Raw genomic sequence first — 25,823 nt, 5'->3', positions numbered from 1 at the left:
TTTCCATAGAGGAAGGGACATACTGATGAACAAAGTCTATCCAAGCGCGGCCGTCGCGCTCGAAGGCGTGGTCCGTGACGGGCAGACCTTCGCGGTCGGCGGTTTCGGCCTGTGCGGCATTCCCGAGGCCTTGATCGCCGCGCTGCGCGACACCGGCGTGAAGGGCATCACCTGCATCAGCAACAATGCGGGCGTCGACGGGTTCGGCCTCGGGCTGCTGCTCGAAACGCGCCAGGTCAAGAAGATGATTTCGTCGTACGTGGGCGAAAACAAGGAATTCGAACGTCAATATCTGGCGGGCGAGCTCGAACTCGAGTTCACGCCGCAAGGCACGCTCGCGGAGAAGCTGCGCGCGGGCGGCGCGGGGATCCCGGCCTTCTTCACGGGCACGGGCTACGGCACGGTGATCGCGGAGGGCAAGGAAACCCGCCAGTTCGGCGATCGCCACTACGTGCTGGAGCCGTCGCTCACGGCCGACGTCGCGCTCGTGAAGGCCTGGAAGGCGGACAAGGCGGGCAACCTGATCTACCGCCGCACGGCGCGCAACTTCAACCCGGTATGCGCGATGGCGGGCAGGATCACGGTCGCGGAGGTCGAGGAGATCGTCGAGACCGGCACCTTCGATCCGGACGAGGTCCATACGCCCGGCATCTTCGTGCAACGGGTGGTGCTCAACACCACGCCGGAAAAACGTATCGAACAACGCACCGTCCGCGCGAAAGGAGAATGACATGGCTTGGAATCGTGACCAGATGGCCGCGCGCGCGGCGCGGGAGCTGCAGGACGGCTTTTATGTGAACCTTGGCATCGGCCTGCCGACGCTCGTGGCCAACCACGTCCCGTCGGACGTCGAGGTGTGGCTGCAGTCGGAGAACGGGCTGCTCGGCATCGGGCCGTTCCCGGCCGACGACGAGGTCGACGCCGACCTGATCAATGCCGGCAAGCAGACGATCACGACGCTGCCGGGTTCGTCGACGTTTTCGTCGGCGGATTCGTTCGCGATGATCCGCGGCGGTCACATCAATCTTGCGATCCTCGGCGCGATGCAGGTCAGCAGGACGGGCGATCTCGCGAACTGGATGATCCCGGGCAAGATGATCAAGGGCATGGGCGGCGCGATGGACCTGGTGGCGGGCGTGAAGCGCGTGATCGTGCTGATGGAGCACGTCGCGAAGGGCGACCAGCACAAGATCCTCGACGCATGCACGCTGCCGCTGACGGGCGTGGGCGTCGTGGACCTGATCATCACCGACCTCGGCGTGATCGAGGTGACGCCGGCGGGGCTGAAGGTGGTCGAGTTGGCCGACGGCGTGAGCGTCGACGAAATCAAGACCAAGACGGGCGCGCCGCTCGACGTGAGCGCCGTGTCTTAACCGCGTCTCGGGCCGCGCCCGGCGCGGCCGCCGAGAAGCGGCGCAACGCCCCGCATGCCTGGAATGCGGGGCGTTTTCATTGATGCGCGGCGTCGGTTGGAGGCTGGCACATCTCACCTCCCGCCTGTCGATGCTGCGCGCCGACGATCTGCAGCGTGCGCAGCAGCAGGCCGAGGCCGCGGCGGGTATCGGCGTCGCGAACCAGCGACCAGAGCGCCCGCGCCGACGGCGCGTCGGTCCGCCGGCCGGCTTCGGCGCTGGCGATGCGCAGCGCGCCGCCCGCCGTCGAGCCGGCCGCGACGAGTTCCTCGAAGGTTCCTGCGAGCCGGCCGACGAGCGCGGGATCGGCGAAGTCGAGCAGGTCGGCGACGAGCGCGAACAGATCGACGAGCGTATCGAGACGCGGCCCGTCGACGAGCGGCTGCAGCCGGGCGAGGAGCGCATCGGCCGGCGCGTCGGCGTGGGCCGGATCGGCGGTGGCAAGGGACATGGTGACGTTCTCCGGAAACGTTGCGCGCCGGCGGTTCGCCGAGCGAGGGCGGGATTCAGGCGAGGCCGCGCGCGACCGCCCAGTAAAGGCCGCGGTTGAAGCCGTGGCGGAGCAGGCCGCCGAGGCGGGTCGGCGGCGTTGGCTGCACATCGCGGCGATAGTCGTACCAGAGCGGCATGCCCGCATCGAGACCCATTTGCGCCACCGCCTGCACCTTGCCGTCGTAGCGCGTGACCGGCGCATCGCCGAGCCGGATCTGCGCGGCGAGGTTCTCGGCGATCACGGGCGCCTGGTTGTGGCAGGCGCCGCCTGCCTTGCTGACAGGCAGGTCCACCGTATCGCCGAGCACATGCACGTTGTCGAGCCCGTGCACCTGCATCGTTTCGTGATCGGTGGGTAGCCAGCCTTCGTCGTCGGCCGCCTCCGAAATGCCGCTCGCGCGCACGACGTCGACCGCGCGAATCGGCGGCGTCGCCATCAGGATGTCGAACGGCTGCTCGGCGCCTTCCTCCGAATACGCGACACGGCGCGCGGGATCGACGCGCGCGAGGGTGAAGCCGCGCTGGTAGCGGATGCCGCGCCGCTCGAACAGCGCGGGCAAGATGTCGCAGGTGGGGCGCTGCAGGAACAGGCAATTGCGCAGCAACTGCGCGACGGTCGGATAGGTGTAGATGATCTCCACCTGATCGCGCACGCCGCGCCGGCGCAGGTAGTCGTCGAGCATCAGCGTCGTCTCGATCGGCGCGATCCCGCACTGATGCGGCACGTTGTGCGATTTCGGAAAGCTCACGGTCACGAATATCCGGCCGCGCTCGATCGCCGCGAGTCGCCGCGCGAGCTGTCGCGCGGGCGCGTACTGGTAGAAATGATCGCCGGCTTCCGCGAGCCCCTCGATGCGCTCGGGCGCGGGGACGCAGCCCGTCGCGATCACGAGATGGTCGTATGCGTGGCGTGCGCCGCCGCGCGTATGCACGCGCCGGGCGGCAAAGTCGAAATGCACGGCCGCATCGATGACGAAGTCGATTTCGGGGCGCAGCAGCGCGCGTTCGGGGCGCACGAGATCCTCGCGTAAGCAGGCGCCGAACGCGACATACATGAATGACGGCTTGTAGTAGTGGTCGGGCGAGTCGGACAGCACGGTGATCCGCACCGTGCCGTCGATGAGTTCGCGGAACAGGCGGGCGGCGAGCTGATTGGCGAGCATCGTGCCGCCGAGGCCGCCGCCGACGATCAGGATCTGTTGGGTAGTCATGGTGAGCCGCTCCTTCGAAGCATGAACCGTCGGCCGCTTCATTCCCGCCGCTGCGCGACGATGAACAGGCGCTTGAACGGGAACAGCGTCTGGCCGTCCGCCCTGCGCGGGTAGAGACCGCGCAGCCGCGGCAGGTATTGCGCGACGAAGCGCGCGCGCTCGGCTTCCCCGAGATGGTCGGTGACCGTCCGCAACCCGGAGGCGCGGATCCATTCGAACACGGGGTCGTCGCCGTCGACGACCTGCAGGTAGTCGGTTTCCCAGATGTCGATGCGGTGTGCGTGCGGGGCCAGCAAGGTGTAGTAGAACGGCGCGCTCTCGACGGGATTGCGCGCGAGCGCCATGCGCAGTTCGGGCGTGCCGAGCGCCTGTCCGGCCGGGCCGCCGGTCGCGAGCACCTCGTGCATCAGCCGATACCACGGCGTGGACCACCAGTCCGGCATGTGCAGGGCCAGGCAGCCGCCGGGCCGCACGTGATGCAGCAGACGCGGCAGCAGCGTGTCGTGATCGCCGAGGAAGTGCAGCACGGCGCTCGCGAAGATCAGGTCGGTCGTGCGCGCGGGCGCCCAACTGGCGATGTCCGCCTGCCGCCAGTCGAGTTCCGGCGCCCGGGCGCGCGCGGTGTCGAGCATGTCGAGGGAATGGTCGACGCCGCACAGGTGTGCGTCGGGCCAGCGTTCGCGTAGTGCGAGCGTCGTGTCGCCGGGGCCGCAGCCGAGATCATGGATCGAGTCGGGTGCGGCGAGCGGTATGCGCCGCAGCAGCTCGAGCGCGGGGCGCAGGCGCAGGTCCGCGTACTTCAGGTAGAGCGTCGGATCCCAATGACGGTGGCCGGGCCGGGCAAGCGTGTCGTCCCACATTGCTGGCACTCCGATGACGGGCGTGACGTACCTGTGCCGGCGGAATTCCCGTCAGCGCCGGGGCGACGCGCTAAGCATGAAATGGAATTAACTTATGAGTCAATCCCGTGAAAATCAAACCGTAGGCTGGAGGTTTTTCGCATGCCGAGGGCGGATCGGTGCAGGGGGCGGCGGGCGGAACCGGTTGATGCAATACGGCTTTGCTCAACGATGGGCGGGATGAGCGATATTGTTGGCGATCACAGTGCTTTCCTGATTGGTTCAATTCTTTGCATTGTTTCGATTTGGGTGGAATGAAAGGCGATGGCGGGGCTGCGCCGCGGCGGGTTGGCGCGCGCGACGCGCGTGCAATCAGGAGGGCGGCGGGATGTGTTTAAATCGGATCGTTGCCGTCGGCGGGCCGACCAGCAGGCGATGTCGCCCGGCCGTCTTCCCCTTCTCCTTTCCTGGGGTGTCACGATGCCTTCGTCCATTTCCCATTCCGTTTCCCCCCGCGAGCGCCGCGTCCAGTGCGCGAGCCCGGCCGGCCTGCACCGGATCGCCTATACGGAGTGGGGTGACCCGGCGAATCCGCGCGTGCTGGTCTGCGTGCATGGGCTCACGCGTTCCGGCCGCGATTTCGACCGGCTCGCGGCCGGGTTGTCGGATGCCTACCGGGTGATCTGTCCGGACGTGGCCGGTCGCGGCCGCTCGGACTGGCTCGCGGATCCGCTGCTGTATGGCGTGCCCCAGTACGCGGCCGACATGGTGACGCTGATCGCACGGCTCGACGTCGAGTCCGTCGACTGGTTCGGCACCTCGATGGGCGGCCTGATCGGCTTCGCGCTCGCCGGGCTGCCGGGCACGCCGATCGCGCGCATGATCGTCAACGATATCGGGCCGCGCATCGAGCCCGCCGCGCTCGGGCGGATCGGCGAATACGTGGGTGTCGAGCAGGCCTTCGCGACCGAACAGGAGGGGGTCGACTACCTGGCATCGCTCGCGTTGCCGTTCGGTCCGCTCACGGCCGACGACTGGCGCGAGCTGAACCGGCCGCTGCTGCGGCGGCGCGACGACGGCGCATGGGTCGCGCGCTACGATCCGCGTATCGGCGTCGCGATCCGCGCGGCGACGCCCGAGCAGACCGCGCTGGGCGAAGCGCTGCTGTGGCGTTCGCTCGAGTCGTTCGCGGGACCGCTGTTGGTGGTGCGCGGGGCGGAGTCGGACCTGCTCTCGGCGGCGACCGTCGACGAGATGGTCGCACGCGGCCGCGCGGTGACGCGGGTCGAGATCGCGGATGCAGGCCATGCGCCGGCCTTCATCAGCGCCGGGCAGATCGCGATCGCGCGCCGTTTTTTCGTCGATGACGCGGGACTCGCGTCATAATATGCAGTTCGGCGCCGCGCGGCCGGAGGCCCGCCGCGCCGTCCTTCGATCCATTATTTCTATCCGGGAATTCTCATGGCAGTTACTCGTCACCACGTCGGCCCCCGCCTGTCCGAAATCGCGATCCACAACGGCACGGTATACCTCGCCGGCCAGATCGCGGAAGACACGGCGCAGGACATCACGGGCCAGACGCGCGAAGTGCTGGGCCACGTCGACCGGCTGCTCGCGGAAGCGAACAGCGACAAGTCGCACCTGCTGTCGGTCCAGATCTTCATCTCGGACATGGTGCATTTCGCGGGCATGAACGCGGTGTGGGATGCATGGGTCGCGCAAGGCGCCACGCCGCCGCGCGCCACGGTCGAGGCGAAGCTCGCGAATCCCGCGTGCCTGGTCGAGATCGTCGTGGTCGCGGCGCAACGGAGCTGAGAGCGGTTCGCGATGACAGCATTCCGGTTGGCGGTGCGATGATCACCGATCAGACGCCTGCGACGGCCGCCGCACCTTCGTTCGACGACGTGCTGGCGTTCGTGCGCGAGCATGCGGGCGACGCGTGCCTGTCGTCGGGCGAGCGGCTCGCCGACCACGCGAGCGGCACCGCGGCGATCATGCGCACGCTGAACGTCGATCCGGAGGCGGTGCGGGCCGCGGCGCTGTTCGCGCTGACGCCGCACCTGGACGATCCGGAAAACGTGATCGCGAGCCGTTTCGGCGACGAGGTGGCGCGTCTCGTCGCCGACGTGCGCAAGCTGCTGCGGCTCGGCACCGTGAGCATGCGGGCCGCGCAGAATCTGCTGCCGGAGGCGGGCCGCGACGCGCAGGCCGCGCGCCGCGCGCAGATCGAGGCGCTGCGCAAGATGCTGCTCGCGTTCGCGCAGGACATTCGCGTGGTGCTGATCCGGCTCGCGTCGCGCCTGCAGTCGCTGCGCTACTACGCGGCCGCGAAGCTGGCGCCGCCGCCGGATGTCGCGCGCGAGACGCTCGACATCTATGCGCCGCTCGCGAACCGGCTCGGCATCTGGCAGCTGAAGTGGGAGCTGGAGGACCTCGCGTTTCGCTTCGAGGATCCGCAGACCTACAAGCGCATCGCGAAGTTGCTCGACGAGAAGCGCATCGAGCGCGAGGCCTACGTCGCGGAGGCGATCGAGCGCCTGCAGCGCGAGCTGGCGGCCGCGCAGATCCCGGCCGACGTGAGCGGCCGCCCGAAGCACATCTACAGCATCTGGCGCAAGATGCGCGGCAAGGAGCTGGATTTCTCCGAGCTGTACGACGTGCGCGCGTTCCGCGTGATCGTGCCGGACATCAAGGATTGCTACACGGTGCTCGGCATCGTCCATCACCTGTGGCAGCCGGTGCCGAAGGAGTTCGACGACTACATCTCGCGGCCGAAGCCGAACGGCTACAAGTCCCTGCATACGGTCGTGATCGGTGACGACGGGCGGGCCTTCGAGGTGCAGATCCGCACGCAGGAGATGCATCGCTTCGCCGAGTATGGCGTCGCCGCGCACTGGCGCTACAAGGAGGCCGGCACGCGCGGCTACGGCGGCCAGTTCGCCGCGAACGACAAGTACGATGAGAAGATCGCGTGGCTGCGCCAGCTGCTCGCCTGGAAGGACGATGTCGAGGAGGGCGGCTCGCCCGGCGCGATGGACGGTCGCGAGGCCTGGGCGCAGCTGCGCGAGACCTCGCTCGACGACGACCACATCTACGTGCTGACGCCGCAGGCGCGCGTGATCGCACTGCCGCAGGGCGCGACGCCCGTCGATTTCGCCTACCACCTGCACAGCGAGCTGGGCCACCGTTGCCGGGGCGCGCGCGTCGACGGCGCGATGGTGCCGCTCAATACGACACTGCAGAACGGCCAGACGGTCGAGATCGTGTCGGTGAAGGAGGGCGGACCGTCGCGCGACTGGCTCAATCCGCAGCTCGGCTATCTGCACAGCTCGCGCGCGCGGCAGAAGGTGCGTGCGTGGTTCAACCTGGTGGAGCATCAGGAGAACATCACGCGCGGCCGCGCGCTGGTCGAGAAGACCTTGCAGCGCGAGGGCAAGACCTCGGTGAATCTCGATCACCTGGCGGCGAAGCTGGGCTTCAAGGCGCCGGACGAGCTGTTCTCGGTGGTCGGCAAGGAAGAGTTCAGCCTGCGCCATGTCGAGCAGGCACTGTCCGATGCGCCGCCGCCGGAACCCGAGCCGGAGGCGCCCGAGCACTTCGAGAAGCGCAGCAGTGGTTCGAGCGTCGCGCACGGCGCGTCGACCGGCGTGCTGGTGGTCGGCGTCGATGCGCTGCTCACGCAGCTCGCGCGCTGCTGCCGCCCCGCGCCGCCCGATCCGATCAGCGGCTTCGTCACGCGCGGCAAGGGCATGTCGATCCACCGCAGCGATTGCGCGACCTTCCAGCGCATGGCCGAGCGCGCGCCCGAGCGGGTGCTGCAGACCACCTGGTCGGCCGAGGTGCTGGGCGGGCGGGGCGCGTCGGTGTATCCGGTGGATCTGATGATCGAGGCGAGCGACCGGCAGGGGCTGTTGCGCGATATTTCCGAAGTGTTCGCGCGCGAGAAGATGAATGTGGTCGGCGTGAAGACCCAGAGCCGGCGCAACGCGGCGTTCATGCAGTTCACGGTCGAGGTGTCGAATTCGGCGCAGGTGCAGCGCGCGTGCACGCTGCTCGGCGAGGTGGGCGGCGTCGTGCGGGCCACGCGCAAGACCTGAGCGGGCCGGGCCCGGCGCGTGCCTGGCGGGTGTTTTGAGAATTTGCATCAAACCACTTGCCAGGAATGAAAGAGGTCCATATAATCTCGTTTCTCGACAGGCTCGTAGCTCAGTTGGTTAGAGCACCACCTTGACATGGTGGGGGTCGTTGGTTCGAATCCAATCGAGCCTACCAACGACATCGGTTCCAGGCCGGATTTCCGGGCTGGGGCGGCAGTAGAAAATTCTACGCAAAAGGCGAATACGGTTATGACACCGCGAACGTTGACCGAAACGATTTCGGAGCGACGCTAGTCGAGGAACCGTTTCGCCTTGCAGTAAGTGAAGTATCGAAATGCGGCCCCTCGAAAGCGGGGCCGCATTTTTTTTATCGCTATTTTCTTAATGTGTTGTTTGCCTGCCGCTCACTGTCGGCATCACGGAGATTGCTATGGTTTCGATACGCCTGCCTGACGGCTCAGTTCGACAATACGAGCATCCGGTGACCGTCGCCGAAGTGGCGGCCTCGATTGGTCCCGGTCTCGCGAAGGCCGCGCTCGGCGGCAAGCTGGACGGCGAGCTGGTCGATACGTCGGCCTTGATCGACCACGACGCATCGCTCGCGATCGTGACGGAGAAGGATGCGGACGGCCTCGACATCATTCGTCACTCGGCGGCGCATTTGCTCGCGTATGCGGTGAAGGAGCTGTATCCGGAGGCGCAGGTGACGATCGGGCCGGTGATCGACAACGGCTTCTACTACGACTTCGCCTATCACCGTCCGTTCACGCCGGAGGATCTCGAGAAGATCGAGAAGCGCATGCAGGAGCTGGCGAAGAAGGACGAGCCGGTCACGCGTCGCGTGGTGTCGCGCGACGAGGCGGCTGCGTACTTCCGCGACATCGGCGAGAAGTACAAGGCCGAGATCATCGAGTCGATCCCGTCGGCTGACGAGATCAAGCTGTATTCGCACGGCGGCTTCACCGATCTGTGCCGCGGCCCGCACGTGCCGTCGACGGGCAAGCTGAAGGTCTTCAAGCTGATGAAGGTGGCGGGCGCCTACTGGCGCGGCGACTCGAAGAACGAGCAGTTGCAGCGGATCTACGGCACGGCCTGGACCCGCAAGGAAGACCAGGACCAGTACCTGCACATGCTGGAAGAGGCGGAAAAGCGCGACCACCGCAAGCTCGGCAAGCAGCTCGACCTGTTCCACATGCAGGACGAATCGCCGGGCATGGTGTTCTGGCATCCGAAGGGCTGGGCGCTGTGGCAGCAGGTCGAGCAGTACATGCGCCGCCGCGTGAACGATGCCGGCTACCTCGAGATCAAGACGCCGATGATCATGGATCGCTCGCTGTGGGAGGCGTCCGGCCACTGGCAGAACTACCGCGAGAACATGTTCACGACGGAATCGGAAAAGCGCGACTACGCGATCAAGCCGATGAACTGTCCGGGGCACGTGCAGGTGTTCAACCACGGCCTGCGCTCGTACCGCGACCTGCCGCTGCGCTACGCGGAGTTCGGTTCGTGCCACCGCAACGAATCGTCGGGTGCGCTGCACGGCCTGATGCGCGTGCGCGGCTTCGTGCAGGACGACGCCCACATCTTCTGTACCGAAGATCAGTTCATCGCGGAATCGATCGCGTTCAACACGCTCGCGATGAGCGTCTACAAGGATTTCGGTTTCGAGCACATCGACATCAAGCTGTCGCTGCGCCCGGACCAGCGCGCCGGCACGGACGAGACCTGGGATCGCGCCGAGCAGGGCCTGCGCGACGCATTGACGGCATGCGGCCTCAGCTGGGAAGAGCTGCCGGGCGAGGGCGCGTTCTATGGTCCGAAGATTGAGTACCATATCAAGGATGCGCTCGGCCGTTCGTGGCAGTGCGGCACGCTGCAGCTCGACATGGTGCTGCCCGAGCGCCTCGGCGCCGAGTACGTGGCGGAGGACAACAGCCGCCGCCGGCCGGTCATGCTGCACCGGGCCATCGTCGGATCGATGGAGCGTTTCCTCGGCATTTTGATCGAGCACCATGCTGGTGCAATGCCGAGCTGGCTCGCGCCGATCCAGGCTGTCGTCCTCAATATCGCGGAGAGTCAGGTCGACTATGCGCAATCCCTTGCTCAATCGTTGCAAAAACAAGGGGTTAGAGTGACGGCGGATTTGCGTAACGAGAAGATTAGCTATAAAATACGCGAGCACACGCTTGAAAAAGTGCCGTATCTGCTCGTCGTGGGCGATAAGGAGCGTGATGCACAAACGGTAGCCGTGCGTGCCCGTGGCGGCGTCGACCTTGGTGTAATGCCCGTCGATGCCTTCGTTGAGCGCCTGCATGAGGATCTGCGGACGTTCAAGTAACCGCCCTGGCAGCGCGGCTCGTTTTTTTAATTTTTAGAGGAAACGTAACATCGCTACTGATAAGTCGTCGCATCGCATCAACGGTGAAATTTCTGCGCCTGAGGTGCGTCTGGTCGGGGTCGAGGGTGAGCCCATCGGGATCGTAAAACTCGCTGAGGCCTTCCGGAAATCGGAAGAGCTGGACGTTGACCTGGTGGAAATCGCGCCTCAGGCGGTTCCGCCGGTGTGCCGTTTGATGGACTACGGCAAGTTCAAGTACCAGGAAGCCAAGAAGCAGCACGAGGCGAAGCTGAAGCAGAAGGTCATCCAGGTGAAGGAAGTGAAATTCCGCCCGGGTACCGATGACGGCGATTACAACGTCAAGCTTCGCAATCTGGTGCGCTTCCTCGAAGAAGGCGACAAGACGAAGATCACGTTGCGTTTCCGCGGCCGCGAAATGGCTCACCAGGAAATCGGCATGCGGATGCTCGAGCGTCTGCGCTCGGATCTCGACGAAGTCGGCCAGGTCGAGCAGATGCCGAAGATGGAAGGGCGCCAGATGATCATGGTGCTGTCGCCGAAGAAGAAGAAGTAACGAACCGGCGCGCTGCGCGCGCCGGTTCGTCGAGTGGTTCGGCGCGTCGCCCGGTCAGGGCGGCGCGCCCGATACGACAGCGGCCGCGCAAGCGGTGCGCTGTACACAAGTGGGCCTGGGTTTCGAAGGGCGGGTCAAGGGCGCAAGCCAACCGCACACCCATGTCCATCTAATAAACTGGAGTTGTTCGTCATGCCTAAGATGAAGACCAAGAAGAGCGCTGCAAAGCGCTTCGTGGTGCGTCCGGGCGGTACCGTCAAGCGCGGTCAAGCCTTCAAGCGCCACATCCTGACCAAGAAAACCACGAAGAACAAGCGTCACCTGCGCGGCGCCACGGCAGTTCATGATTCCGATCTGAACTCCGTCCGCGCGATGCTCCCGTTCGCTTAACCCTCAACCGATACTCATAGGAGAGAAACATGCCTCGAGTCAAACGTGGGGTAACCGCACGGGCCCGCCACAAGAAGATCATCAACCTGGCCAAGGGTTATCGCGGCCGTCGCAACAACGTCTACCGCATCGCCAAGCAGGCGGTGATGCGCGCAGGCCAGTATGCGTACCGCGATCGCCGCAACAAGAAGCGTGTGTTCCGCGCACTGTGGATCACGCGTATCAATGCGGCCGTGCGTCAGCACGACATGACCTACAGCGTGTTCATCAACGGCCTGAAGAAGGCGTCGATCGAACTCGACCGCAAGGTGCTGGCTGATATGGCGGTGTTCGACAAGGCTGCTTTTGCTGCGATCGTGAAGCAGGTGAAAGCCGCCGTTGCAGCCTAATTGCGAAATTAGTACTGCGTGGTCAGTTGCAGCGATGATCCGGTAGTTACGGCCGCTGCAGCGAAAACGGGGCTCTTCCGAGCCCCTTTTTTGTTTGGTCGAGCCCGTCCGCTCGCCGTGAACACTTGACGTTGGAAAATGGGATCAATGGATCTGGACCAGATTGTCGCCGATGCGCAGCAGTCCTTTGAGCAGGCTGCCGATATCACCACGCTCGAAAACGAGAAAGCCCGCTTTCTCGGCAAGTCGGGTGCGCTGACCGAATTGCTCAAGGGCCTCGGCAAGCTCGATCCCGACACCCGCAAGACGGAAGGCGCGCGCATCAATGTCGTGAAGCAGCAGGTGGAAGCCGCGCTGACGGCGCGCCGCCAGGCGCTTGCCGATGCGCTGCTGAACCAGCGTCTCACCGCGGAGGCGATCGACGTCACGCTGCCCGGCCGCGGCGCGGGCGCGGGCAGCCTGCACCCCGTGATGCGCACCTGGGAACGCGTCGAACAGATTTTCCGCTCGATCGGCTTCGATGTCGCGGATGGCCCCGAGATCGAGACCGATTGGTACAACTTCACTGCATTGAACAGCCCGGAGAACCATCCGGCGCGCTCGATGCAGGACACCTTCTACGTCGACGGCCAGGACGCCGACGGCCGCCCGCTGCTGCTGCGCACCCACACGAGCCCGATGCAGGTGCGTTACGCGCGCATGAACCGGCCGCCGATCAAGGTGATCGCGCCGGGCCGCACATACCGCGTCGACAGCGACGCCACGCATTCGCCGATGTTCAACCAGGTCGAGGGCCTGTGGATCGAGGAGAACGTGAGCTTCGCGGACCTGAAGGGCGTCTATACCGATTTCCTGAAGAAATTCTTCGAACGCGACGACATTCTCGTGCGTTTCCGCCCGTCGTATTTCCCGTTCACGGAACCGTCGGCCGAGATCGACATGATGTTCGAGCACGGCAAGAACGCCGGCAAGTGGCTCGAGATCTCGGGCTCCGGGCAGGTGCACCCGACGGTGATCCGCAACATGGGCCTCGACCCGGAGCGTTATATCGGCTTCGCGTTCGGCAGCGGCCTCGAACGGCTCACGATGCTGCGTTACGGCGTGCAGGACCTGCGCCTGTTCTTCGAGAACGACCTGCGTTTCCTGCGCCAGTTCGCATAACGCCGCGCCCGTCCGCATGCTCCGGGCCCGCGTCGCGCCGTGCGCGCCGGGCATCGATCTAACCTGTTTCGAACGTAGACATCCATGCAATTCCCTGAATCCTGGTTGAGAACCTTTGTCGATCCTCAGCTGAGTACCGATCAGCTGTCGCACACGCTGACGATGGCAGGACTCGAAGTCGAATCGCTGCGGCCGGTCGCGCCGCCGACCACGAAGATCGTCGTCGGCCAGGTGCGCGAGGTCGTCAAGCATCCGGATGCCGACAAGCTCAACGTCTGCCAGGTCGACGCCGGCACGGGCGCGCTCCTGAACATCGTGTGCGGCGCGCCGAACGTCGCGCCCGGCATCAAGGTGCCGGTCGCGCTCGTCGGCGCGGAGCTGCCGCCCGCCGAGGAAGGCGGCAAGCCGTTCGCGATCAAGCTGTCCAAGCTGCGCGGCGTCGAGAGCCAGGGCATGCTGTGCTCGGCGCGCGAACTGAAGCTGTCCGAGGATCACAGCGGCCTCTTGATCCTGCCGGACGACACGCCGATCGGCCAGGACATCCGGGCGACGCTGAATCTCGACGACACGATCTTCGAAATCAAGCTCACGCCGAACAAGGCCGATTGCCTGTCGGTGTTCGGCATCGCGCGCGAAACCGCGGCGATCACGGGCGCGCCGCTCAAGCCGCTCGAGATCCATCCCGCGCCCGTCGCGCTGACCGAGACGCTGCCGGTGCGGATCGCCGCGCCGGACCTGTGCGGCCGGTTCTCCGGCCGGGTGATCCGCGGCGTGAACGCGCGCGCGCAGACGCCGCAATGGATGGTCGAACGTCTCGAACGCGCGGGGCAGCGCAGCGTGTCGGCGCTCGTCGACATCTCGAACTACGTGATGTTCGAGCTGGGCCGTCCGTCGCACGTGTTCGACCTCGACAAGATCCACGGCGGCATCGTCGTGCGCTGGGCCGAGCGCGGCGAATCGCTGAAGCTGTTGAACGGCAACACGGTCGAACTCGACGAGACGGTCGGCGTGATCGCCGACGATCATCAGGTCGAGAGCCTGGCCGGTATCATGGGCGGCGACAGCACGGCCGTGACGCTCGACACGACCAACATCTACCTCGAGGCGGCGTTCTGGTGGCCGGACAGCATCCGTGGCCGCGCGCGCCGCTACAATTTCTCGACCGATGCGGCGCACCGTTTCGAACGCGGCGTCGATTACGCCACCACGGTGGCGCACATCGAACGCATCACGCAGCTGATCCTCGAGATCTGCGGCGGCGAGGCGGGCCCGGTCGACGATCAGGCGGTCAACCTGCCGCAGCGTGCGCCGGTGGCGATGCGCGTGTCGCGCGCGAACCGCATCATCGGCGTGGCGATCTCGGCGGATGAGATCGCCGCCATCTTCACGCGACTCGGTCTGTCGTTCGAGCACACGGGCGACGTGTTCTCGGTCGCGCCGCCGCCGCACCGCTTCGACATCGAGATCGAGGAAGACCTGATCGAGGAAGTCGCGCGGATCTACGGTTTCGAGAAGATCCCGGCGCGCCCGCCCGTCGCGGCCAGCGAAATGCGCGGCACGGACGAGACCCGGCGCTCGATTCATGCGATCCGTCACGCGCTCGCCGCGCGCGACTACGCGGAAACGGTCAACTTCAGCTTCGTCGATGCGGAGTGGGAGCAGGACTTCGCCGGCAATGCCCGGCCGGTGCGCCTGCTGAATCCGATCGCGAGCCAGCTGTCGGTGATGCGCACGACGTTGTTCGGCAGCCTCGTCAACGTGTTGCGCCACAACCTGAACCGCCGCGCGGATCGCGTGCGCGTGTTCGAGACGGGCCGCGTGTTCCTGGCGGATGCGTCGATCGCGGCGGGCGAACTCGCGGTCGCGGGGTATGCGCAGCCGAAGCGGGTCGGCGCGCTCGCGTACGGCCCGGTGATCGACGAGCAGTGGGGCGCCGCGACGCGCGCGGTCGACTACTTCGACGTGAAGGGCGACCTCGAGGCGTTGTTCGCGCCCGCCGTCGCGCGTTTCGTGAAGGCGGAGCATCCGGCGCTGCACCCGGGCCGCAGCGCACGGATCGAGCTCGACGGCCGCGCGGTCGGCTGGATCGGCGAACTGCACCCGCGCCTGATGCAGAAGTACGAGCTGCCGCATGCGCCGGTGCTGTGCGAAGTCGACGCGGACGCGCTCGTCGCGCGCGCGCTGCCGGCGCCGACGGAGGTGTCGAAGTTCCCGCCGGTGCGGCGCGACATCGCCGTGGTGGTCGATCAGAAGGTGGAAGTCCAGGCGCTCTTCGACGAAATGAAGAAGGCGCTGGCCGAGGATGCCTGCAAGTTCGTTCAGAAGGTTGTACTCTTTGACGAATTTCGTGCAAAATCAAATACTTCCAGTGGGTTGTCCGCCCACGAGAAAAGCCTTGCGTTCCGGGTTACCCTGCAAGATACTGCCGGGACTCTGCAGGATGAGGTGGTCGATCAGGCCATTCATACCCTGGTGGATCGCATGGCTCGAGTCTATGGCGCGCGTTTGCGCGGATGACGCGCGAAAGCAACCGTTCCGGTTGCTTTCCGCATGTTTTTATCCCGGTTTTACGCGCTAGTTTTGCAGATATGAACGACATGAACTCGAGTGAATTCGAAGCCCTCCTGACCGCGCAACGCAGCGCCATGGCGCGCGACGTTCCTGCGGCCACGCCCTCCGAGGCGCCCACGCTGACCAAGGCCGAACTGGCCGAATTGCTGTTCGACAGCGTCGGGCTCAACAAGCGCGAAGCGAAGGACATGGTCGAGGCGTTCTTCGAGGTGATCCGCGACGCGCTCGAAAGCGGCGAAAGCGTGAAGCTGTCCGGCTTCGGCAACTTCCAGTTGCGCGACAAGCCGCAGCGGCCCGGTCGCAATCCGAAGACGGGCGAGGCGATTCCGATTGCCGCGCGCCGTGTCGTGACGTTCCACGCCAGCCAGAAGCTGAAGGCGCTGGTCGAGAGCGGCGCCGAGACCGATTTCGCGCGCTGATCCCCCGGGTTGACGCCCTTGCGCGGTTGCCGCGCGTGTTACCGACGGTTGACTGACGATGACATCGACGGTTGAGAAAGTCGTGTTGCCTCCGATCCCGGCGAAGCGCTACTTCACGATCGGTGAAGTCAGCGAGCTGTGCGGCGTGAAGCCGCATGTGCTGCGCTATTGGGAGCAGGAGTTTACGCAGTTGCGGCCGGTCAAGCGCCGCGGCAATCGCCGTTATTACCAGCACCACGAGGTGCTGTTGATCCGGCGCATCCGGGACCTGTTGTACGAACAGGGCTTCACGATCAACGGCGCGCGCAATCGCCTCGATTCGCATGGCAGCGGACGCATCGTCGGCGGCGATGAGCGGGAGCAGGAGCAGGCGCCGGAAGGCGCGGCCGTCTCGGCGACGGCCCAAGAAGATGCGGGCGGCGCGGTGGATGTCGCGCAACTGCGCCAGGCGTTGCAGGCCGTCATCGACGGATTGAAATCGCGCTAGGCGGGCGCGTCCGCGTTTCGGCCTGCTCCCACACGAAACCCGCCCGATCGCAGGATCGCGCGGGTTTTTGCATGTCTGGGCTCAGCGGCCGAGCGGATCCGGCTTGCCGAGATCGACCAGCAGCGCGCCGTCCGGCGCCATCCGCACCGAGCCCTTCGAAACCTGATCGCGGTAGCCGTACAGGTCGAAGCGCATCGGGCCGCGCTGCGACGAGTCGCGGATCAGTGCGCGCACGTTCAGTTCGAGCACGTTGAACATCTTCATGTCGCCACCTTCCATCCAGATGTAGCTGCGGGCATCGGTGTCGGGGCGCGTCGCGGGCGGCGCGGGCGGCGCGGCCGGGGCGGGTGCGCGTTGGAACGACAGCCTCAGGCCGGCCGGCTCGATGCGCGCGTCGGCGAGATGGCCGGCGAGCGCCGGCGGCGGGAAGACCGTGTACTGGTCGAGCACCAGCGTGTCGCCGCGCAGTTCCGCGCCGCGCCGCCGGAGCGGCGTGAGCGTTGCAAGCTCGATGCCGAGCGCGCGCAGCAGCGCGGCTTGCGGCACGCCCAGCACCGAGACGCGGGACGGCGTGAAGGCAAGGTGGCGATCGTCGAGCACGCGCAGCGCGCCCTGCATGTCGGTCGGCAGCCAGACGCCGGGCACGTGGTTCCACAGCTTGATGCCGCCCTGCACGCGCAAGTCGGCGCCGTCCGCGCTCAGCTGCAGGTCGTTGAGCGAGCGGGGCGAGTAGTCGAGCAGGTATTGGTTGAAGAGCGCCGACATCGCGGCCCAGGGTGCGACGACCGAGCCGCCGAGAATCCGGATGTCGTACTGGTTGGGATCGTCGAGATCGACCGGCTCGCCGGCGCGCTTCGACACGAGTTGCGCATCGAGTTCGTCGACGTGGAAGCCGATCTCGCCGCTCAGGTAGAAATCGACGTTGCGCAGGTGGAGCGTCGGCATGCGATTCGAGACGTGACGCTCGTTGAAGGCCGCCCCGGCGTCCCGGCGCATCGCGATCTTGCGGAAACCGGGCTGCGACATGTCATCGGCGGGGACGACGCTCGCGGCTTCCCAGCGTGCGCGCGCCTCGCGCAAGTCGGCCTGCTGCGAGGCGAACCAGCGATCGTTGAGGCGCGCTGCGGGCGAACCGAACGCCGTGGCGGCGGCGGGCGCGGCGTACGACGGCATCCGGATCGACATCGCGCCCGATGCGTTGAAGTTGAAGTAGCCGGCCGCGACCTGTTCGCGATAGTGGTACAGGTCGAACACGAAGCGCTCGCCGGCGCGCGGCGCGCGCGCCGGGCTGATCAGGATGTCTGCGTTCATCGGCATCGAGCGCATGAACTTCACGTCTCCGCCACGGATATACATTGCCTGATGCGGCGCGCCGTCCGGTATCGCGAAGCCGGCCTGCGTGCCGTCGTCGAGCGCGAGATCGAGGCCCGCCGGCGTGATGCGCAATGCGACGATCGTCAGCTTTTGGCGTGGCGGCGGCATCAGCCGGTCGACCGCCATCACGAGATCGTCGCCCGCGAGCCGTGCGACCGGCGTGTCGATCTTCAGCAGATCCGACATCCTGACGTTCGCCGCGCGCATGACCGGATTCGCGTCGATGCCCGAGACGTTGATCGCGGTCGGATGGAACACGAGTTGAGTGGCGTCGCGGATCGTCAGCTTGCCGGTCAGCGAGAACGGCACCCAACTGTCGCGTCGCATTTCGCCCTGCAGATGAATCACGCCGTCGCCGGCCGATACGCGCAGCTTGCGCAGCGGCGCGTCGCGATAGCCGAAGATGTAGGAGCCGAACAGGGCGGTCAGCTTGGCGTCGTCGAGCGTGACAATGCCGCGATGCACGTCGATCTCGAAACTGGACGGATCGTCGAACACGACCGGCGCGCCCGGGTGGGTCGGGGTCAGTGTCGCCGACAGTTCGTGCACGTAGAAGCCGAGGTCGCCGACGATCCGGAAATCGATGTCGCGCAGGAAGGTGAGCGCGCCGTTCTGTCCGGAGTCGCGCAGGGTCGTCGGGCGCGGTTGCGCGAGCTTGATCGAGGCGAGGGACGGCACCGTGCGCGCCAGTTGCTGTTCGTGTGCGAGGCGCTCGGCCTTCGCGCGTTCGAGCGCGGGCGGCGTGGGCGACGCGGCGGGGTTCGACGCCGACTCGGCGCAGCCCGCGGCGAGCATCGCGAGCGCGAGCGTCGTGGTCGCGAGCGCATGCAGCAGCCGGCCCGGAACTGAAGCGGCATCGCGCGCCGCGCGCCATGAACGCGCTGCGCGTGACGGGAGTGCGCGATCGGCGCGCGGGGCCGGTGTCCGCATCGTCTGTCTCCATGTGTTGGAATGCACGCCCGTCGGGGCGGCGCACCGGTTGACGCCGGTTTCGCGCAGTGTCGCATGGCGTCGGTAGAGCGTCGGCACCAAACACCGGCGTGCGGTGGTGCAGGGCAGCAGGGTCCGACGGCGCGTGCGGTCCGCGCGGATCGGCGTCCCGGATCAAACGGCACAGGTCGCGGGGGGCGAGTCTGCGTTGTCGGCGGGCCGCGATACAACTGGTTACGCAACTCACAAATGGCGGGTCGGCAGGGGCGTGGCCTATCGCGTTGAGATAGGCAGGCGGCATCGAGCCGCCGACTACCGTACCGGGAGACGATCATGCGCTTGTCCATCTATATGTTTGCCGCCGTGGCGGCCCTTTCCGCCGCCTCGATCGGGACGGCCTCCGCCGAGACCCAATGGGATGCGAATCATCCGCGTCGCGCGGAAGTCAATCACAGGCTGCAGAACCAGGACCGGCGGATCCATGCATCGGTGCGCGATGGCAAGATGTCGCCCGCGGAAGCGGCGAAGCTGCATCGCGACGACCACCAGGTCCGCCAGGAAGAGCGCGACATGGCGCATCAGGACAACGGGCACATCACGCGGCAGGAAGATCGCACGCTGAATCAGCAGGAGAATCAGGTCAGCAAGCAGATCGGGCAGTGACGGCGCTGCATTCGCCGGATCGCGGCGGCGCGCGTGTCATGCGCGCCGCCGCGACATCGCTTGCGAAATGCGGCGCAGGCTGATGAGCGACTTCGCGCATTCGCCGTTATCGATGGGTCGCCGTGATCAGGAGATACGCGAAGTAGGCGACGCCGTTGAAGAGCAGGGCCCAGAGCGCGAGGCCGCGGCGACGCGCATTGAGACGCAGCCATGCGGCCGCCAGCAAGGTGACGACAACGCCGGTGAGCACTTCGGGGCGCGGCTCCCAGGGGGTGAGCAGGATGCCGATCGCGGGCAGCAGGGTGCCCTGGAACACCATGGCGCCCGTGATGTTGCCGAAGGCGAGCGTGTCCTTGCCGCGCCGGATCCAAAGCACGCTGTTCACCTTCTCGGGCAATTCCGTGGCGATGGGAATGATGATGAGCGACAGCAGCAGCGGGGAGACCCCAAGCAGATGCGAGACGCCCTCGACGCCGTGGATGAATCCCTTCGCGCCCGCCACGAGCAGCGCCACGCCGATGGCCAACTGGGCGGCGATAGTGCCGAGATGGGTCGGCAGGCCGAGGCGCGAGAGCAGCATGGCCGCGGGCGCCTCCGTTCCGTGGCCGCCCGCGACGAGCTTGTCCGAGGCGCGGAATGTCGTGACGACATAGGCGATGTAGAGCCCGACGAGCGTGAGGCTCAGCAGGCCGCGTGCGTACCATTCGCGATGCGGGACGAACATGGCGATCGTGGCCAGCGTGAATGCGGCGAGGAAGTAGTTCAGGTCGCGCGTGAACCCGGTGCGCTCGGGCGTGAGGAAGCCGCCGAGGCCGCGCGAGCGGATCACGGCCAAGGTCATCAGGAAGGTTGTCAGGGTGGCCAGCATCAGCGGTGCGCCGAGAATCGCGCCTACGCCGATTTCCTGGTTCAGCGTCGGGTTGGCGGTTCCGCCTGCCAGGGCCAGCAGCGGGACCATGGTTTCCGGCAGGGCCGTGCCGACTGCCGCGAACAGCGACCCCGTGACGCCTTCCGAAATCTTGAGGCGCTCGCCGAGATGTTCGAGTGCATTGGTAAAGATCTCCGCGGCCACCAGGATGATCGCGAGCATGAGCAGCAGTTCGAGAAACATGGCGATCATGCGGCACCTCGACGCGAGGCGGGGCGGATGTGGCGCGGGGGCGTGACGTGGGGCGAAGGACTGAGCAGACGCATCAGGGGACTCCAAGGTCGGACGTGGATGGACCATGGCGCAGGCTTCCCGTCCGACCCAAGACGAAGCGATGCGCCAATGGTCTCGCCAAACCTTGTCGGTCGAACGCGCCACGGCCGAGGCCAAGTATGTTGACGCGTTCTCCTCCGGGCGGAGGAAGGCTACTCCCCAATGATGGGGCGATTGTAGGGGCGACGGGCTCGCAGGTAAAGTGTTTGGAAGACGATGCGCCTCGTGCGCTGTCGGGCGGCGGTTGAATGTTGGGGTATGCCGCGTCGTTCGCGCGAGGCCGTGTTGCTGCGGCGAGCGAGCGGGCGGCCTGTGTCGCGCGCGCTTTCGGTCTCGTGGAGAAATTGCGATCGGATGGTTTTATTCGCTCAAACTGTCTGATATACTTTCCCTCTTTCGGGGCGTAGCGCAGCCTGGTAGCGTACCTGCATGGGGTGCAGGTGGTCGGAGGTTCAAATCCTCTCGCCCCGACCAGGAATCAAGGCCTGGAAGGCTGGCCAGTCAAGGTTCTCCTTGACTGGTTCGGTCTTCCAGGCCTTTCCGTTTATGGGGTGTCGGTCGCGTGCCTCAATGCCGCACGCGAACACGCATAGCGATAACGGCAGCGGCAACGCTTTCGCTGTCGACGCCCGTCCACAGCCGACTCATCGCTGTTTCCCCACCGCATCCGCGCACGGGATCGGCCCGCCCGATCCGTCCATCCTCAGCGTATTTCAACAGCAGCTAGAACGCGTAATACGGTCCCGCGCCCGCGGGCGTCTGCATGCCTTCGATCGCCGTGTAGACGGTCCGTCCGAAGAAGAACGGCAAGCCCAGGTCGACCACGTTGCCGAGCGGTCCCGCGAGATCGTTGAATGCATTGTTGCCGGTCGCGAACAGCGATTGCGCATTGGCTACCGAGAACGAGGTCGTCGCCGTCGCCGAGCCGCCCGCACTGGTCAGGTTGATCCCGAAGGTCTGTGTCGTGGGCGGACAGAACCAGCCGCTGCACTGGGACAGGGACGTGTCCTGGAAGAACAGCCCGTTCGAACCGCTGTCGATGAAGGTGCTGTTGTTGGTCTTGCCGTTGAGCGTACTCGTCACATAGCCCGCCGAAGCCGTCGCGGCGAGCACGGTCGCGGCGCCCAGTGCGTTGTTCGACTGCGTGCCGATGCCGAAGATCAGCGAGCCGGTGACGCTTGGCGACCCCGTGGGGGGGATCGCCGGCAGCGTGATGACCACGCCGTTGTTGTCGGTCGCGAACGCGCTGACGGGATTGGCGATCTGCTGGGCGATCGGCTGCGCGCTGTTCGTGCAACTGCCGCTCGACGTGCAGGTGTAGTACCAGCTCGGCAGCGCGCTGGTCGCGCAAGCACTGCCGCAGTCGGTCTGGAACAGGCCGATGCCGAGGATGCCGTTGGCGCGCAGCGTGCTCTGCGTTTGCATCGACGAGCCGGCTTGCGAGCAGTCGGACGGCGTGTTCGGCGTGCTGGCGTCGGCGATGACCTGGATCGGCTGGTTCGACGCGAGTTCGCCCGCGAGCTTGATGTCGGCGCTGCGCACCGCGCCCCAGGTATAGCCGGTGCCGAATACGCCGCACGCGGCGGTGATCGCGCCGCTCGCCGAGGTGACGGCGGGCAGCGACAGCCCCTGGATGGTCGATGCGAGCAATCGCAAGCCTTGCGAGCCGGTGTCGACCTGCACGTTGTCGATGGTCGTGCATTGACTGGTGCCGGGCGTGCAGATCGTCACGCTGGTGAGCAGGATGTTGTTGACATTGGCGACGCCGGCCGTGACCGACACGGCCTGCGAATTCTGCGTGTTCGACGAGGGCGGGTTCGAATTGCCGGAACCGCCGCCGCCGCCGCCGCTGCTGCCGCTGCCGCCACCACCACCGCCGCCGCCGCCGCCGCATGCGCCCAGCACGACGGCGAAGAGGGCGGCGAGTGCGCGTTTCGCGATCATGTCAGTCTCCTCAGTGCAGATCGTCGATCGACACGCCGGCGGGCAGCGCGTCCGGCAGCCACGCGCGTCCCGTGTAACCGCGCATCCTGCCGCCCGCTTCGACGACGAAACCCGATTGCGCGACCCGTCCCGCATGCAGTCCGGCTTGCCCGCGCGCGAGCGCCGCGCCGTTCTGGTAGTCGGAGAAATGCGCGCCGAGCAATTGGCGCAGATCGGGCGAGGTCGGCCCGCTCCACGTGTAGGCGAAGATCTGGCCGGCGCTCGTCGCGTATTCGTTGATGGTCGTGCCGCCCGCATCAACCCAACTGCGCGTGACGACGGCGCCGTTCGGCATGACGCCCGGCGCGGAGGCGGCGAAGGCGCGCGCCGCGGCGGCCGGCATCGTGCCGCCGAGTTGCGCGCCGGCCGGCGACGCGAGGAAGGCGAGCGCTGCGACGGACAGCGCGGCGGCGTATCTCATGATCCGATTCTCCTGCTGGCCGATGCTATTTAAAGATAGCGGGCCGATCGGGAAACGGGGCCCGGAATCGGCGCGAACCCCACTGATCGTTATCCCTGACCCGGCGCGCAGGCTGGCGGAGCTTGCCCCGCGCGGATCGTAAAGTTTTGTGAACGGAGGGCGGGCATACTCGCGGAGCCGCGTCCGTGGAGCGTTCGGTGCGAATTCATCAGCTTATTGGACGGCTTTTTTTGCCGCGTCGACGCGATATGCGAATCTCGACGGCGCGCTTTTTGCACAGGCCGTCGCCGGGCCGGTAAAATGCAAGGTTGATCCACGGAAAAGTCGCCGTGCCTAAGTGGAAGGATTCCCAGAACATGACTGATCTTCGTCTTACCCAGCGGTTCGCAGCACTGCTCGCAACCGGCGCGTTCCTGGCCGGGTGCAGTTCGCCGTCGCCTACGAAAGTCGACTACAAGAGCGATTCCCGTTCGAAGGAGGTGTCGCTTGCGGTTCCGCCCAACATGCTCGACGAGACGGCCGATCAGCGTTCGCTGCCGCCGCTGGGCGGCGCGACATCCCTCTCCACGCTGCAGCAGGTGCGCCAGGAGGCGCCACCGAGCGATACCGTGGCGCCCGCCGTTACGGGCATGCACATCCAGCGCGAGGGCACCGAGAGCTGGCTCGTGATCGACAACAAGACCCCCGCGCAGATCTGGCCGCAGGTGCGCCGTTTCTGGCAGGAGCAGGGTTTTCTGCTGGTGGTCGACCAGCGTGATCGCGGCGTGATGGAGACCGACTGGAACGAAACCCATCCGCAGGTCAACGACGGCCTGATCCGCGGCGTGATTTCGAAGGCGATGGGCAATTCCTACGTCACCGCCGAGCGCAACAAGTACCGGACGCGCCTCGATACCGCGCCGAACGGCGGCACCTACGTGTTCGTGAGTCAGAAGGGGATGCGCGAGGCGCTGGTCGGTCCGAACAACGATTCGAGCAAGTGGGAGCCGAAGCCGAACGATCCGGGCCTCGAGACCGAGTACCTGAAGCGCCTGATGGCAGTGCTTGCGCAGAACGACGCGCGCGTGCAGGCGGGCGGTACGCCGATCGCGGGCGATGACCAGCTGCCGGCCAGCGGTGCGAAGGCGGCGTCGGGCGGGAAGGGCAAGGATGCGGCGGCGGCGATTGCTGCGCAGAATGTCGCGCGTTCGTCGGCGTCGTCGGCGCAGGGGCCGAACGATTCGGCGGGCGTGGTGCCGGATGCGCCGCCCGAGCTCACGCTCAGCGAGCCGTATGATCGTTCGTGGCTGCGCGTGGGCCTCGCGCTCGATCGCGCCAACTTCACGGTCGATGACCGCGATCGCACCAAGGGGCTGTACTACGTTCGCTACGTTGATCCCAAGGATCTGAGCGCGGAGGAGCAGGGCTTCTGGAGCCAGCTGTTCCACGGCAAGAAGGAAAAGAAGGCGCAGCAATACCAGATCAACGTGAAGGCGCTGACCCAGGACCAGACCCGGATTGCGATCGTCGACGACAAGGGCGCGGTCGATACCTCGCCGCCTGCTCGCCAGATCATGTCGCTGCTCGTGAATCAGATGCGTTGAACATCGCACGACGCGTCGAGCCGCGAACATCGCGGCCGGACTGCGCCAAGCCCGCCATCCGGCGGGCTTTTTTATTGCCTGTCGTGTGGCGCGCGCCCAGTCGAATATGGGCGCAGGTCGTACGTACCCTGTCCGGCGGTGTTACGTAACGTCTGCGCGTTACGGATCGGCCGGGGGCATGGGGCAGTGTTTTTGAAAGAAGAATAATCTATAAAAATCAAATGCTTATGATTGATTTTTGATTGGCATGGAAACTGCTAATACTTCATGTCAAGAGTTATCAGGGGGGAGCCGGACGATACCTCGGGGCCGTGTCCCGGGGGCGTATCGAGACCGGTATCCAGATTCGGGCGCCGCCGTGTGCCGGCTGCCCACACCGATGATGGTCCGCGCCTTGGCGGACCTCGGTGGCCCCGTCGCCTATCCTCGTAGGGCGACGGTTTCGCCCGCGCTTCCCGTGAAGCGCGGGCTATTTTTTTGTCGGTTGCTTTACGTCGGTTGTCCGAGGCGGCGTGCCTCAATACCGGTGCCGGCGGATTCGCGTATGCTGGGGGCTCCATTCTTGAGGCAGGAGTCAGATATGGCCGAGGTTGTCGTGGTGGCGTTGATTGTCGCGAAGTCGGGCGCGGAAGCGCGGCTGCAGGCGCAGCTGGAAGGCATCGTCGAGCCGACCCGGCAGGAGCCGGGTGCGCTGCAGTACGACCTGCACCGCGACCTCGGCGATCCGCGTCGTTTCGTGTTTATCGAACGATGGGAAAGCGAGTCCGCGCTGACTGCCCATCGGACGTCGGCGCATATCCAGGCCTACAAGCAGGCCGCCGAGGACTGGATCGAGCATGCGGATATTCATGTGACCACGAAGCTCGCCTGATGCGGGTGGGTGCCGCGGAGGCGCAAGCGTCCGCGGCGCGCGAGGTCAGTGCGAGGTGTCGGGGACGTCGAGGATCAGGATGATGGTCCAGTCGGCGTCGCCGTCGTGGTGATACTGCCGTTCCGCGACGATGAACGGTTGCTGCTTGCCCTGCGGGCCGAGGAACAGGACGTCGCCCTCCATCGGCAGGCATTCGATCGGCGGCAGCGCGAGGAATGCGTCTTCGGAGGCGCGCGGCATCACTTGCTTGATCTTGCGCGTTGCGGCCTCGGTCCATTCGATATCGAGTTGGATGTTGCTCATTCTGTCCTCCGCACCGGGGTGCGCACGGGTTGGAAAAGTTGGGTGCGCGACTTTAGCACACTGCGCGGCGAAGCCGCCCCATCAACGAAAAAGCCGAACCCGGCGACCCGGATT

General features: G+C 66.0%; 24 protein-coding genes, 2 tRNA genes and 1 riboswitch. Of the genes, 18 read left to right on the top strand and 8 right to left on the bottom strand.

What is annotated here, in order from left to right; all coding sequences use genetic code 11:
- Window positions 1-25 precede the first annotated feature (25 nt).
- Together Bsp3421_RS22715 and Bsp3421_RS22710 are read left to right on the top strand one after the other, a co-directional pair.
- On the top strand, window positions 26-730 hold the full coding sequence (locus Bsp3421_RS22715; RefSeq protein WP_274003629.1) for a CoA transferase subunit A: 705 nt from the start codon (window positions 26-28) through the stop codon (window positions 728-730).
- A gap of 1 nt (window position 731) precedes the next feature.
- Window positions 732-1,373, top strand: a complete 642-nt coding sequence (locus Bsp3421_RS22710; protein ID WP_274003628.1) for a CoA transferase subunit B — start codon at window positions 732-734, stop codon at window positions 1,371-1,373.
- A gap of 76 nt (window positions 1,374-1,449) precedes the next feature.
- Here the strand turns inward: Bsp3421_RS22710 and Bsp3421_RS22705 are convergent, their stop codons facing one another.
- Genes Bsp3421_RS22705 through Bsp3421_RS22695 form a run of 3 tightly spaced genes read right to left on the bottom strand, consistent with a single transcriptional unit; the run spans window position 1,450 to window position 3,975 of the window.
- Window positions 1,450-1,863, bottom strand: coding sequence for a DUF1641 domain-containing protein (locus Bsp3421_RS22705; RefSeq protein WP_274003627.1), 414 nt, complete (start codon window positions 1,861-1,863; stop codon window positions 1,450-1,452).
- Between the two features lie 55 nt (window positions 1,864-1,918).
- Window positions 1,919-3,115, bottom strand: a complete 1,197-nt coding sequence (locus Bsp3421_RS22700; protein WP_274003625.1) for an NAD(P)/FAD-dependent oxidoreductase — start codon at window positions 3,113-3,115, stop codon at window positions 1,919-1,921.
- Window positions 3,116-3,153: 38 nt separating this feature from the next.
- The gene (locus Bsp3421_RS22695) at window positions 3,154-3,975 is read right to left on the bottom strand and encodes a methyltransferase domain-containing protein (protein ID WP_274003623.1); all 822 of its coding nucleotides are present in this window, start codon (window positions 3,973-3,975) and stop codon (window positions 3,154-3,156) included.
- Between the two features lie 459 nt (window positions 3,976-4,434).
- Between Bsp3421_RS22695 and Bsp3421_RS22690 the strand changes: the two genes are divergently transcribed.
- The 12 genes from Bsp3421_RS22690 (at window position 4,435) to Bsp3421_RS22635 (ending at window position 16,380) form a co-directional block, all read left to right on the top strand.
- Window positions 4,435-5,340, top strand: a complete 906-nt coding sequence (locus Bsp3421_RS22690) for an alpha/beta fold hydrolase (protein ID WP_274003620.1) — start codon at window positions 4,435-4,437, stop codon at window positions 5,338-5,340.
- A 75-nt stretch (window positions 5,341-5,415) separates the two neighbouring features.
- On the top strand, window positions 5,416-5,769 hold the full coding sequence (locus tag Bsp3421_RS22685; RefSeq protein ID WP_252986188.1) for a RidA family protein: 354 nt from the start codon (window positions 5,416-5,418) through the stop codon (window positions 5,767-5,769).
- 38 nt (window positions 5,770-5,807) lie between these two features.
- Window positions 5,808-8,051 (top strand): RelA/SpoT family protein, encoded by a 2,244-nt coding sequence (locus Bsp3421_RS22680; protein WP_443111579.1) that lies wholly within the window; start codon window positions 5,808-5,810, stop codon window positions 8,049-8,051.
- A 98-nt stretch (window positions 8,052-8,149) separates the two neighbouring features.
- A tRNA-Val gene (locus Bsp3421_RS22675) sits at window positions 8,150-8,226 on the top strand.
- Window positions 8,227-8,481: 255 nt separating this feature from the next.
- Window positions 8,482-10,389, top strand: a complete 1,908-nt coding sequence (thrS, locus tag Bsp3421_RS22670) for a threonine--tRNA ligase (protein ID WP_274003619.1) — start codon at window positions 8,482-8,484, stop codon at window positions 10,387-10,389.
- Between the two features lie 49 nt (window positions 10,390-10,438).
- A complete protein-coding gene (gene infC, locus Bsp3421_RS22665; protein ID WP_274004321.1) occupies window positions 10,439-10,963 on the top strand; it encodes a translation initiation factor IF-3 in 525 nt (174 codons plus the stop codon).
- A 192-nt stretch (window positions 10,964-11,155) separates the two neighbouring features.
- Window positions 11,156-11,353 carry a 50S ribosomal protein L35 gene (gene rpmI / locus Bsp3421_RS22660; protein ID WP_004191477.1) on the top strand — a complete coding sequence of 66 codons (198 nt, stop codon included), beginning with the start codon at window positions 11,156-11,158 and terminating at the stop codon, window positions 11,351-11,353.
- 29 nt (window positions 11,354-11,382) lie between these two features.
- The gene (gene rplT, locus Bsp3421_RS22655; RefSeq protein WP_004192938.1) at window positions 11,383-11,742 is read left to right on the top strand and encodes a 50S ribosomal protein L20; all 360 of its coding nucleotides are present in this window, start codon (window positions 11,383-11,385) and stop codon (window positions 11,740-11,742) included.
- A gap of 147 nt (window positions 11,743-11,889) precedes the next feature.
- Window positions 11,890-12,903: a phenylalanine--tRNA ligase subunit alpha gene (gene pheS / locus Bsp3421_RS22650; RefSeq protein WP_274003618.1), complete on the top strand. Its 1,014-nt coding sequence runs from the start codon at window positions 11,890-11,892 to the stop codon at window positions 12,901-12,903.
- A gap of 84 nt (window positions 12,904-12,987) precedes the next feature.
- Window positions 12,988-15,420, top strand: a complete 2,433-nt coding sequence (pheT, locus tag Bsp3421_RS22645) for a phenylalanine--tRNA ligase subunit beta (protein ID WP_274003616.1) — start codon at window positions 12,988-12,990, stop codon at window positions 15,418-15,420.
- Between the two features lie 71 nt (window positions 15,421-15,491).
- Window positions 15,492-15,893: an integration host factor subunit alpha gene (locus Bsp3421_RS22640; protein WP_274003615.1), complete on the top strand. Its 402-nt coding sequence runs from the start codon at window positions 15,492-15,494 to the stop codon at window positions 15,891-15,893.
- Between the two features lie 58 nt (window positions 15,894-15,951).
- On the top strand, window positions 15,952-16,380 hold the full coding sequence (locus tag Bsp3421_RS22635; RefSeq protein ID WP_274003613.1) for a MerR family transcriptional regulator: 429 nt from the start codon (window positions 15,952-15,954) through the stop codon (window positions 16,378-16,380).
- A gap of 81 nt (window positions 16,381-16,461) precedes the next feature.
- Here the strand turns inward: Bsp3421_RS22635 and Bsp3421_RS22630 are convergent, their stop codons facing one another.
- Complete coding sequence (locus tag Bsp3421_RS22630; RefSeq protein ID WP_443111578.1) at window positions 16,462-18,684, bottom strand: hypothetical protein; 2,223 nt, start codon at window positions 18,682-18,684, stop codon at window positions 16,462-16,464.
- Window positions 18,685-19,017: 333 nt separating this feature from the next.
- On the opposite strand from Bsp3421_RS22630, the gene Bsp3421_RS22625 reads away from it, so the two are divergent.
- Window positions 19,018-19,347 carry a hypothetical protein gene (locus Bsp3421_RS22625; protein ID WP_274003611.1) on the top strand — a complete coding sequence of 110 codons (330 nt, stop codon included), beginning with the start codon at window positions 19,018-19,020 and terminating at the stop codon, window positions 19,345-19,347.
- Between the two features lie 106 nt (window positions 19,348-19,453).
- On the opposite strand, the gene Bsp3421_RS22620 is transcribed toward Bsp3421_RS22625, so the two are convergent.
- On the bottom strand, window positions 19,454-20,467 hold the full coding sequence (locus Bsp3421_RS22620) for a sodium:calcium antiporter (protein WP_274003609.1): 1,014 nt from the start codon (window positions 20,465-20,467) through the stop codon (window positions 19,454-19,456).
- A gap of 122 nt (window positions 20,468-20,589) precedes the next feature.
- Window positions 20,590-20,721: riboswitch (yybP-ykoY riboswitch) on the bottom strand.
- Window positions 20,722-20,945: 224 nt separating this feature from the next.
- Here Bsp3421_RS22620 and Bsp3421_RS22615 point away from each other — a divergent pair.
- A tRNA-Pro gene (locus tag Bsp3421_RS22615) sits at window positions 20,946-21,022 on the top strand.
- 249 nt (window positions 21,023-21,271) lie between these two features.
- Here the strand turns inward: Bsp3421_RS22615 and Bsp3421_RS22610 are convergent.
- Together Bsp3421_RS22610 and Bsp3421_RS22605 are read right to left on the bottom strand one after the other, a co-directional pair.
- Window positions 21,272-22,492: a DUF3443 domain-containing protein gene (locus Bsp3421_RS22610; protein ID WP_274003607.1), complete on the bottom strand. Its 1,221-nt coding sequence runs from the start codon at window positions 22,490-22,492 to the stop codon at window positions 21,272-21,274.
- 10 nt (window positions 22,493-22,502) lie between these two features.
- A complete protein-coding gene (locus Bsp3421_RS22605; RefSeq protein ID WP_274003606.1) occupies window positions 22,503-22,952 on the bottom strand; it encodes a DUF2844 domain-containing protein in 450 nt (149 codons plus the stop codon).
- Between the two features lie 356 nt (window positions 22,953-23,308).
- On the opposite strand from Bsp3421_RS22605, the gene bamC reads away from it, so the two are divergent.
- Both bamC and Bsp3421_RS22595 read left to right on the top strand, forming a co-directional pair.
- Complete coding sequence (bamC, locus tag Bsp3421_RS22600; RefSeq protein WP_274003604.1) at window positions 23,309-24,535, top strand: outer membrane protein assembly factor BamC; 1,227 nt, start codon at window positions 23,309-23,311, stop codon at window positions 24,533-24,535.
- 580 nt (window positions 24,536-25,115) lie between these two features.
- Entirely contained in the window at window positions 25,116-25,406 is a 291-nt protein-coding gene (locus Bsp3421_RS22595) for a putative quinol monooxygenase (RefSeq protein WP_274003603.1), read from the top strand.
- Window positions 25,407-25,451: 45 nt separating this feature from the next.
- On the opposite strand, the gene Bsp3421_RS22590 is transcribed toward Bsp3421_RS22595, so the two are convergent.
- On the bottom strand, window positions 25,452-25,709 hold the full coding sequence (locus Bsp3421_RS22590) for a DNA-binding protein (RefSeq protein WP_274003601.1): 258 nt from the start codon (window positions 25,707-25,709) through the stop codon (window positions 25,452-25,454).
- Between the last annotated feature and the right edge of the window lie 114 nt (window positions 25,710-25,823).

The organism is Burkholderia sp. FERM BP-3421 (genome assembly GCF_028657905.1).
Classification (GTDB): Bacteria; Pseudomonadota; Gammaproteobacteria; order Burkholderiales; family Burkholderiaceae; genus Burkholderia.
Note: the sequence above shows the minus strand (reverse complement) of the source record. Positions and strands in the feature narration are given on the sequence as shown.

What these genes read in the sequence shown, in the direction of transcription:
- rpmI (WP_004191477.1), top strand. Translation starts at nt 11,156, where the DNA reads ATGCCTAAGATGAAGACCAAGAAGAGCGCTGCAAAGCGCTTCGTGGTG.
- rplT (WP_004192938.1), top strand. Translation starts at nt 11,383, where the DNA reads ATGCCTCGAGTCAAACGTGGGGTAACCGCACGGGCCCGCCACAAGAAG.
- Bsp3421_RS22635 (WP_274003613.1), top strand. Translation starts at nt 15,952, where the DNA reads ATGACATCGACGGTTGAGAAAGTCGTGTTGCCTCCGATCCCGGCGAAG.
- pheT (WP_274003616.1), top strand. Translation starts at nt 12,988, where the DNA reads ATGCAATTCCCTGAATCCTGGTTGAGAACCTTTGTCGATCCTCAGCTG.
- pheS (WP_274003618.1), top strand. Translation starts at nt 11,890, where the DNA reads ATGGATCTGGACCAGATTGTCGCCGATGCGCAGCAGTCCTTTGAGCAG.
- Bsp3421_RS22705 (WP_274003627.1), bottom strand. Translation starts at nt 1,863, where the DNA reads ATGTCCCTTGCCACCGCCGATCCGGCCCACGCCGACGCGCCGGCCGAT.
- Bsp3421_RS22685 (WP_252986188.1), top strand. Translation starts at nt 5,416, where the DNA reads ATGGCAGTTACTCGTCACCACGTCGGCCCCCGCCTGTCCGAAATCGCG.
- Bsp3421_RS22640 (WP_274003615.1), top strand. Translation starts at nt 15,492, where the DNA reads ATGAACGACATGAACTCGAGTGAATTCGAAGCCCTCCTGACCGCGCAA.
- Bsp3421_RS22710 (WP_274003628.1), top strand. Translation starts at nt 732, where the DNA reads ATGGCTTGGAATCGTGACCAGATGGCCGCGCGCGCGGCGCGGGAGCTG.
- Bsp3421_RS22620 (WP_274003609.1), bottom strand. Translation starts at nt 20,467, where the DNA reads ATGATCGCCATGTTTCTCGAACTGCTGCTCATGCTCGCGATCATCCTG.
- Bsp3421_RS22700 (WP_274003625.1), bottom strand. Translation starts at nt 3,115, where the DNA reads ATGACTACCCAACAGATCCTGATCGTCGGCGGCGGCCTCGGCGGCACG.
- Bsp3421_RS22695 (WP_274003623.1), bottom strand. Translation starts at nt 3,975, where the DNA reads ATGTGGGACGACACGCTTGCCCGGCCCGGCCACCGTCATTGGGATCCG.
- Bsp3421_RS22690 (WP_274003620.1), top strand. Translation starts at nt 4,435, where the DNA reads ATGCCTTCGTCCATTTCCCATTCCGTTTCCCCCCGCGAGCGCCGCGTC.
- Bsp3421_RS22595 (WP_274003603.1), top strand. Translation starts at nt 25,116, where the DNA reads ATGGCCGAGGTTGTCGTGGTGGCGTTGATTGTCGCGAAGTCGGGCGCG.
- bamC (WP_274003604.1), top strand. Translation starts at nt 23,309, where the DNA reads ATGACTGATCTTCGTCTTACCCAGCGGTTCGCAGCACTGCTCGCAACC.
- Bsp3421_RS22590 (WP_274003601.1), bottom strand. Translation starts at nt 25,709, where the DNA reads ATGAGCAACATCCAACTCGATATCGAATGGACCGAGGCCGCAACGCGC.
- thrS (WP_274003619.1), top strand. Translation starts at nt 8,482, where the DNA reads ATGGTTTCGATACGCCTGCCTGACGGCTCAGTTCGACAATACGAGCAT.
- Bsp3421_RS22610 (WP_274003607.1), bottom strand. Translation starts at nt 22,492, where the DNA reads ATGATCGCGAAACGCGCACTCGCCGCCCTCTTCGCCGTCGTGCTGGGC.
- Bsp3421_RS22630 (WP_443111578.1), bottom strand. Translation starts at nt 18,684, where the DNA reads ATGCGGACACCGGCCCCGCGCGCCGATCGCGCACTCCCGTCACGCGCA.
- Bsp3421_RS22715 (WP_274003629.1), top strand. Translation starts at nt 26, where the DNA reads ATGAACAAAGTCTATCCAAGCGCGGCCGTCGCGCTCGAAGGCGTGGTC.
- Bsp3421_RS22680 (WP_443111579.1), top strand. Translation starts at nt 5,808, where the DNA reads ATGATCACCGATCAGACGCCTGCGACGGCCGCCGCACCTTCGTTCGAC.
- Bsp3421_RS22625 (WP_274003611.1), top strand. Translation starts at nt 19,018, where the DNA reads ATGCGCTTGTCCATCTATATGTTTGCCGCCGTGGCGGCCCTTTCCGCC.
- Bsp3421_RS22605 (WP_274003606.1), bottom strand. Translation starts at nt 22,952, where the DNA reads ATGAGATACGCCGCCGCGCTGTCCGTCGCAGCGCTCGCCTTCCTCGCG.